The organism is Mesorhizobium kowhaii (assembly GCF_042431665.1).
Lineage (GTDB): Bacteria > Pseudomonadota > Alphaproteobacteria > Rhizobiales > Rhizobiaceae > Mesorhizobium > Mesorhizobium kowhaii.
In genome coordinates, this window is sequence record NZ_JBHLYT010000234.1 from 1 (window position 1) to 8,090 (window position 8,090).

Sequence of the window (8,090 nt, forward strand, 5' to 3'; positions counted from 1 at the left end):
ACCCCCGCCCCGCCGATATAAAGCTCACCCACCGCCCCGAACGGAACCGGCTGGCCATGAGCGTCCAGAAGATACACCCGCGTGTTCGCGATCGGACGGCCGATCGGGACAACCGGCGTGTTAAATCCAGCGGTATACACCCAGGCTGTTGCGTCAATCGTTGCCTCGGTAGGTCCATAGACATTGACAAGTGCCCGCGGTGCGAATTGCAGCCATTTAGCGGCTTGCTCATTCCTCAGGAGCTCTCCGCCACAGAATACGTATCGTAAACTATCGACTTCATTTTGCTCAACGTCAGTGACCATGAGCAATGCGGAAAGAAGCGACGGAACCAATTGCAGGACCGTCACTTGATACTTATTTACTAGATCGAAAATCGTTCGAGTATCAAATTGCCGCTCGAGAGGAGGAAGAGCTACATGGGCCCCAATCGACAAGGCTGTCCATAGCTCCCAAACGGCGGCATCAAAGGAGGGGGATGTTCGCTGCAAGAAAATGTCATGGGCAGCAAACTGGAATCGATCCGCCTGCCATGTTGTGTGATTGATCAAGCTCCGGTGCTCGACCATGACGCCCTTTGGGGTTCCGGTTGAGCCTGAGGTGTAGATGATGTAGGCGAGATGGCTGGAGGTCAGGCCGAGGGCGCGCGGGTCGGGGTCGCAGGTGGGCAGTTCGGCCCAGGCCGAGGTGGACATATCCAGATCGACCACGCTCAGATCGGCGAGCGCCTTGGCGTCCAGTGCTGTGCGGCCGGCGGCGTCGCAAAGCAGTAGTTGCGGTTTTGCATCGCCGACAATCTGCCGCAGCCGGCCCGACGGATAGGCCGGATCCAGCGGCAGATAGGCACCGCCGGCCTTGAGGATCGCCAGCAGCCCCACCACCATCGCCGGGCTGCGCTCCAGGCAGATCGCCACCGGCTGGTCCGGCCTCACCCCGAGGCCGATCAGATGATGGGCCAGCCGGTTGGCCCGCGCGTTGAGCTCGCCATAGCTCACCCGCTCGTCGTCATGGACCAGCGCCACCGCGTCGGACGCCTTGCGCACTTGCGCCTCGAACAGCTCATGGATGCACCGCTCCGACGGATAGGCTGCTGCCGTCCGGTTCAACTCCTCCAGCAGATACGTGCGTTCGGCGGCCGGGAGGATGTCGACGCGACCGACCGGCTGGCCCGCATCGGCCATCACACCATGCAACAAAGTTTGCAAATGCTGCGTCATGCGGCCGATTTGCTCCGGCGCTAATCGACTGGCATCGAAGTGCCAGCGAAAGCTCCCATCCAGAGCGCAAACCTCAAAGGTCAGCAAATTGCCGCATAGGGCTGGGCCCGCTCTGCGGCTCGTCATCAGATCATCAGCGACGGAGCAGCTTTCTGTCGTGACTGTGATGCCAATCGGCCAGGGTCGATGCAACCGTAGCGCCTCCGCAACTCGCAATGTCGGGCAGCGCGCGATAAGATCCCGGGCAAAGCCAGCGTGAGCCTTCAGCTGAGCGAGCTCGGCCGCCACCGTCTTGCGCATTTCTTCAAAATCATGTGCAAGGTCAATGGTAACTTCCATCGGCACGACAGGGGTGATCAACACCTTCACCGCCTTAGACCCAGCTTGCGGTCCATCCGAAGCAGGCGTCCATCCCAGTTGAAGGTCGGTTTCTCCCGTGATGCGGGCGAGATAGACCAGCCAAGCGGTTACCAAGTATTCCGTGCGATCGAGTGGGGACAGCTCAGCCAAAGCACTTGGAACGAACGCCGAACTAGTCCGCCATCTGGGCGGCGCTTCAGCCACGGGCGAAGACGGGAAAGGAAGCTGCAATGTTCTAAGCTGCTCTAGCCGTTGTCGCCAAAAATTCTCTGAAGGCGCCAGCAATTCATGGGTGGCAGTTATGCTCCGCGCCTGTTCCTCGCTCAAGATCGGAAGGCGATCACCTTTATCCAGATTGGAGTGCCTGGCGAGGGCTCGCGCGTCCAGCGCCTGCCCATAGCGGCCGCCAAAGCAAACATCGACATCCTCTGTACCCGTCGCCACCCGCCAATGGCTGGAGTGGACTTCAAGCAGGCAACCTGCCGGAACGCCCGAGCGTTGAGCTGACATCTCCAGGCGCCTGATTGCGACAGCCTCATCGCCTAAGAGAGCCTTGGGCAGACACAATGGATTGGGATGATACGGGCCAAAGTCTAGGGCCCGCGTCATCGCTGATAACTCTTGCGCGGATTGATCCCAACGCAGACAGCCTGCCGCATCTGGGCGTCGCCATCTCGGAAAATAGCTTCTGTTTCCCAGCGCCTGAGGATGGGCCGTAAGCTTCCCCTTCGCGAAGCCAGTTAAGAGCTCGCGGAAACCCTCGATCGCGGCTTCATAACATTTGAGGTTCAGGCTCATTGCCGTGTCGGTGGGCGCCACCAGCACTTGGCGCTGAACCACGACGTCACCCGTATTAACACCATCATCGATCCGATGCCACGTGATGGCATATTCGGTCTCTTGCGCCAGCAGCGCCCAAGACGTTGCGTGCGTTCCCGCATATCGTGGCAATGGACCGTCGTGGTAGTTAAATGCACCTCGACGCGCTCGCCTAAACACGTCCGGTGGCAATATGAACGGATTGGCAACGGAGAAAATCCAATCCACTGGCTCCGCCTTCAAAAAAGAGCAGAGCTCTTCAAGACTTTCCATGCTCGGGATATTGGCGTGAGCCGCCCACTCCGCGAATATGGCGTCACTACACAGGGCCGCACCAATGACGTGGCCCGTCGCCATTGCCAGCTGAGCGCACCTAACTGCGAGCGTACCACTGCCCACAATGATGCCGGAGGAGATTGAGCGCCCTGCAGGATTCCTATCCTGATCGCCTCGTTCGCAGCCACGTCCGCGCACCGGAGAAGACCGATATGCCATCTTTATCCCTCCCGCAGTCCACCCACCAAGCTGGGCAATTCCCGCCCAAGCCGCCGCGCCACGTAGCGGCCCAAACCGGTCACACTGGTTCGGATCTGTTCGGGAGTAACCGCGCTGAACGCTAATCGAATCCTGTAGTCTTGAGAGTCATCCAACGCGAAGAAGCTCATGGGCATAACGATGACATTGTCATCTCTTGCACACTCGTTCATGCTCTCCGCGCTAAATCTGAAAGGAAGATCGAGGGTCAGAAAGAAGCCGCCGGAGGGGCGATTCCATCGAATCTGATCCGAGAACGGCGAAAACACACAATCCAGCTGACTCAACATAAGGTCGCGATTGGCACGATACCAATCCAGCGCCGGCCGTATCCAGCCACGCAAGCTTACCCCCTGTTCGATCAACAGCCCTGCCACGATCGCTTGTGTAATTTGGCTCGTATTGAGGGTAACGAAACTCTTGCGCTGAACCAGATCGTCCCAAAGTACTCGGCAAGCTCCCGCGTCTCCAAATATCGTCTCGGGTAGTATCGCAGCTCCCACGCGGAGAGATGGGGTTAGCGTCTTGGAGAATGTAGACAGGTAGATGACACTTCCTACCTCATCCAAAGCGGCCATCGGAGGGATCGCATCACCTTCATACCGAAATAGCCGATATGGGTTATCCTCCAGAATGATGACCCGATGTCTGGCGCACACTTGAAGTACATCGCGTCGTGCGGCCGAATCGAGAACGCGCCCGGTCGGATTATCAAAATCGGGGATAAGATATACCGCCCGAGCCCTCCGACCATTTCGGCGCAATTGCAGGACTGCGCGCTCGATTGCCTCTGCAACGCAAGGCCCTGAGTTGGGTAAGGCTGCAACGGCGACCCTTTCGGCCTTAGCTGCACCGGTTGCGCCAACGTAGGTGGGGTTGCAGACCAGGATCACGTCCGAAGGTTCGGGACACAGCGCCGGCAGGCAGACAGCAAGCGCCTCCTGGCAGCCTGACGTGATTAGTACGCGATCAGTCCTCGCTGCAACCCCCTCATCGGATCGAACCTGTTGTGCAACGAGCTCGCTGATGAGGCCGGCAGTTCGTCCATACTGCAACAACTGAGAGTGTACTTGCCCACCTCCGTGATCGCCGGCTGAATACCGCTCATACACAACTAGCGCATTCAACAGCGCCTGGGGGTCAAGCCTATCGAAGAACCGATCACTTGGTCTGCCCGAGGCTAGGGAAATCGCCGACGGAAACGAACCCGAGACCTCGTTTAAGAAGTTCATTACTGAGGTTGGCGGCATATAATCCATCGTGGACTCCACGCAGAACTACCGGCAAGGTGAGGATCACACCAGTGTGGGTTCGACAGCAGCATTCCGTTGAAACCAGCGGCACGGGCTAGGCCGGTTTCAGAAATAGCCGTCTGATTGGCGAGTGTGATCGTCGAACATTGCTCTTACTCCGATTGTGGAGGGCTTTGCATTTTTCGCGCCAAGCGAGAAAAACGCGTCTAAACAAGACGGTCGCTATAAAACTGCCATGACGAGTGTCTGACATCGAACATCGGGCGATCCAAATTTGGCCCGGTATACTGGACTCGCCTGGTCGTCTTCCGTAGTTCGCGGTTGCAGGACTCCTTCCGCGGCCGGTGACTGAGCGACAGTGTCTCCTGCCTTTCCGCCATCAATAGGTAACGCACCTTCAACACCATGGCGGTAAGCGGTGCGCCCAGGCACCTTTCCCGAGATCGTCTGGTGGTGCATCTATGTAGTTCAGCCGTTGGTCGGCGCGCCGCCGGCGATCACTGCGGATCGTCATAACGGGTGACGTGGTGGAGTTCGCGGAGGGCGGGGATAACGAGGGCGATGTCTTTGTAGGCCTCGTGCTCGATGAACTGCGCGGTCTCAGGCCCCGGCCTGGGCTTGCCGAGAACGGGCCTGCCCTTTTTGTCGACGCAGTAGATCAGGATCGGCAGCAGCAGGCCGTGGCTGGGGTTGTCGAGGTCGAGCAGCCGTTTCCAGCGTTTGATATTGAGGTTCATGGCCGTGTGGAACCCCTGGCACCACGGCCGGGGGTCGATGCCGCCGCCGGGCTTGGTGGCGAAGCGGGGCGCATAATCCTGCGGTCTGTCGAACAGCGTCTCGTTGATCCGGTTGTGGATCCTGGCGAGGCTGGCAAACACGGCGTGATCGGTTGCAGAGCCTTTGGCCAAGACGTCGCGCGGCAAGCCCATGAGCGGGCACATCCAGTCTTGCGGGTCCGCGAACCGGGGTCCGGTGACCGCCGCCGTTACGAAGCCATCCAGCGCCGACATGGTCCGCACCAACGGGCGGGGGGCGGCCTTGGTGGCCATCCAGGCCTCGAGCGCCTCGTCCGACAGCGCCATGTCATCGAGCGCGCTCATGCCGCCAAGGGGAGCGGCATCTCTTCGCGGCGCACCCAATTCCATGGCATCAGCTCGTCCCAGCGCGAGGCTGGCCAGTCGTTCTGGATGCGCTCGGTGACATCGGCCATGTAGGCTTCCGCATCGACGCCGCACAGCTTGCAGGTCTCAATGATGCTGAGCACGACCGCTGACCGCTCTGCCGCAGCGAAGTTGCCCGAGAAAAGCCAATTGCGTCGGCCAACCGCCATCGCAGGGTCATTCTGCCCATGTCGGGCAGATGGTGGAGTTTCATTATCGCTGGCATCCATATTACGGCTGCCGTTTTCGGCACGAAGGTCGCGAGGACCGGGCCAATGGCGCGATCATCCGGGTAGAGATCAGGCCGGGTGAGATCATCCAGGTCGCAGAGTGGGTGCTGGATAGGGCGTTTTGCGCCGACATGAAGATGGGCGAACCGCGCGTTGCGGTGATTGGGCTTGTAGAGCTTCACAGACTGCTTACCGAGCGCGGTTTCAGGCAGACTTCGGCGGATGGACTCACGGCCATCCAGGAGGCGCGCCATGAAGGCACTACCACGACCCTCGTCGCTACCGATGCTGACCCAGCAGTTGAGCATGCCGCTCGATACGCCGCAGATGCGAGGCCTGAGCGACGCGGAACGAAGCGTCGTTGTTGCCAGGCTGGCGACCCTCCTGATGGCCGCGGCCGGCGTCGCGGCGAAGGAGGCCAGCGATGACGGGCAATGATCTCCTTCCAGCCACGGTGCTGAAGCGCAAAGCTGTGGTCTACGTCCGACAGTCGACCCCGGGTCAGGTCCAGAACAACCTGGAGAGCCAGCGCCGACAATATGAACTTGTCGATGTTGCGCGCCGCTGGGGGTTTCACGATGTCGAGGTGATCGATGATGACCTTGGCCGCACCGCCAGCGGCACTGTCGACCGCCCTGGTTTCGAACGACTGGTCAGCGGCCTGTGCACGGGCAAAGTTGGTGCGGTGCTCTGCTTCGACGCATCGCGCCTTTCCCGTAATGGCCGGGACTGGCATCACCTCCTGGAACTGTGCGGCCTGGTTGAAGCGCGCGTGATTGATCTCGACGGGGTATACGATCCCTGTCGGCCAAACGATCGATTGTTGTTGGGCATGAAGGGCAGCATCAGCGAGTTCGAGCTTGGCATTTTGCGAACGCGCATGCTTGACGCGGCTCGCGCCAAAGCGCGGCGGGGAGAACTGCGTCTCAGTGTTCCAATCGGCTATATCTGGCATCGCGACTATGGTCTGGGGCTTGATCCTGATCTTCGGGTGCAGGAGGCGGTCCGCCTCATCTTTTCGCGCTTCCGCGAGCTTGGCAGCGCCCGCCAGGTGCTGATTTCCCTCACCGCAGACGATTTCCATTTTCCCCGCCCTTCTGACGGGCGCAAAACTGTGTCCTTCGACTGGGTGCCGGTCCGCTATCGAAGCGTTATTTCGATCCTGAAGAACCCGTTCTACGCTGGGGTCTATGTCTATGGTAAAAGCGAGAAGCGAACGGAGATTGTCGATGGCAGGGCTCGCAAAAGCTACGGCCACGGCAAGCCCTTTGGAACATGGGAAGTGCTGCTCCAGGATCATCATGAAGGCTATATCGACTGGAGCGAGTTTGAGAGGAACCAAAGCCATATTGCCGTCAATGCCTTCGGACAGAAAGGCGGTATCAAGTCGGGTCGTGGCGGCCGCGCATTGCTCGCGGGCCTGCTCACCTGCGGCCGATGCGGAAGGCGGTTGGGCGTTGTCTACTCGGGGCGGCCTCCAGGTCATCCCTATTACCGCTGTGAACGTATCAACCAGATGCTGGCCAAGCCTCGATGTATGACTTTTGGCGCATCTCGCATCGACCCTGCCATAGGCAAAGAGATATTGAGGGCCGTGACGCCAATGGCGATCGAGGCCGCAATGGAAGCTGACCGGGCGCATCGGGATAATCTGGAAGAACGACACCGCATGGTGGAGTTGGACTTGCAGCAAGCCCGATACGACGCCTCTCTTGCTGAACGTCGCTATGCTGCTTGCGACCCCGACAACCGGCTGATCGCTGCCCAACTTGAGAAGAGCTGGGAGGCAGCGCTCAGGCGCGTGGAAGCCTGTGAAGCGGGTTTGGCCCAAGCCCGACAAATCGATCTTGTCACCCCAGTTCCCGATTTTGCTGGCATTGCCACCGACCTGGAAGCCGCCTGGCGCGCGCCTAACGTTGATATGCGATGTCGTCAGCAGCTCCTTCGCACCCTCGTGTCGGATATCATCGCTGACGTCGATGAAGAGCAACGTGAAGTCATTTTGACGATCCACTGGAAAGGCGGCCAACACTCCCAACTGCGCATTCGCAAACCTAAATCGGGCGAACATGGCCAGAGTACTCCCGAGGCCGCCCTTGCGATCATGCGGTCTATGGCGACCCGATGGTCCGATGCCGACATTGCCGCTACTCTCAACCGAATGGGAATGCAGACCGGACAAGGCAAAACCTGGACAGGGCGCCGTGTCGGGGCACTGCGCACAGTCCATAAAATCCACGGCTACCGATCCGCCGAAAAGAATGGCGAGTGGCTCACGCTGACCGAAGCCGCCAAAAAGCTTGGAGTTACTGCCCATCGCGTCCGTCGACTGATCAAGGAGGGCGTGCTCCCTACTGAGCAGGTGGTGCCGGATGCGCCGCACCAAATACGGGCTACGGATCTGGAAAAGGACGAAGTGACCCAGTTTCCGCGTCACAGAGGCCCGTGTCGCATCAAAATGGAAAACCAAAAGTCCCTGTTTCCGGACGTTTGAAGAGGAGGTGCAGTATGAATCGG

6 protein-coding genes are annotated in these 8,090 nt (G+C 59.6%); 2 read left to right on the forward strand and 4 right to left on the reverse strand.

Annotated elements, in window-relative coordinates:
* The 4 genes from ACFFNA_RS39850 to ACFFNA_RS39865 all read right to left on the reverse strand — a co-directional run.
* Positions 1-2,669 (reverse strand): amino acid adenylation domain-containing protein (locus ACFFNA_RS39850; RefSeq protein ID WP_378925846.1); only part of this gene is annotated, 2,669 nt, incomplete at its 3' end.
* Positions 2,670-2,893: 224 nt separating this feature from the next.
* Positions 2,894-4,189, reverse strand: coding sequence for an aminotransferase-like domain-containing protein (locus ACFFNA_RS39855; RefSeq protein ID WP_378925848.1), 1,296 nt, complete (start codon positions 4,187-4,189; stop codon positions 2,894-2,896).
* 491 nt (positions 4,190-4,680) lie between these two features.
* Positions 4,681-5,283, reverse strand: a complete 603-nt coding sequence (locus ACFFNA_RS39860; protein ID WP_378925851.1) for a UPF0149 family protein — start codon at positions 5,281-5,283, stop codon at positions 4,681-4,683.
* Positions 5,280-5,447 (reverse strand): transposase domain-containing protein, encoded by a 168-nt coding sequence (locus ACFFNA_RS39865; protein ID WP_287347185.1) that lies wholly within the window; start codon positions 5,445-5,447, stop codon positions 5,280-5,282. The genes ACFFNA_RS39860 and ACFFNA_RS39865 overlap by 4 nt, the downstream gene beginning before the upstream one ends.
* A 378-nt stretch (positions 5,448-5,825) precedes the next feature.
* Here ACFFNA_RS39865 and ACFFNA_RS39870 point away from each other — a divergent pair, with 378 nt between their 5' ends.
* Positions 5,826-6,011, forward strand: coding sequence for a hypothetical protein (locus ACFFNA_RS39870; RefSeq protein WP_143748500.1), 186 nt, complete (start codon positions 5,826-5,828; stop codon positions 6,009-6,011).
* Positions 5,998-8,067, forward strand: coding sequence for a recombinase family protein (locus ACFFNA_RS39875; protein WP_378925853.1), 2,070 nt, complete (start codon positions 5,998-6,000; stop codon positions 8,065-8,067). The genes ACFFNA_RS39870 and ACFFNA_RS39875 overlap by 14 nt, the downstream gene beginning before the upstream one ends.
* The last annotated feature ends 23 nt before the right edge of the window (positions 8,068-8,090 follow it).

What these genes read in the sequence shown, in the direction of transcription:
- ACFFNA_RS39855 (WP_378925848.1), bottom strand. Translation starts at nt 4,189, where the DNA reads ATGGATTATATGCCGCCAACCTCAGTAATGAACTTCTTAAACGAGGTC.
- ACFFNA_RS39860 (WP_378925851.1), bottom strand. Translation starts at nt 5,283, where the DNA reads ATGAGCGCGCTCGATGACATGGCGCTGTCGGACGAGGCGCTCGAGGCC.
- ACFFNA_RS39870 (WP_143748500.1), top strand. Translation starts at nt 5,826, where the DNA reads ATGAAGGCACTACCACGACCCTCGTCGCTACCGATGCTGACCCAGCAG.
- ACFFNA_RS39875 (WP_378925853.1), top strand. Translation starts at nt 5,998, where the DNA reads ATGACGGGCAATGATCTCCTTCCAGCCACGGTGCTGAAGCGCAAAGCT.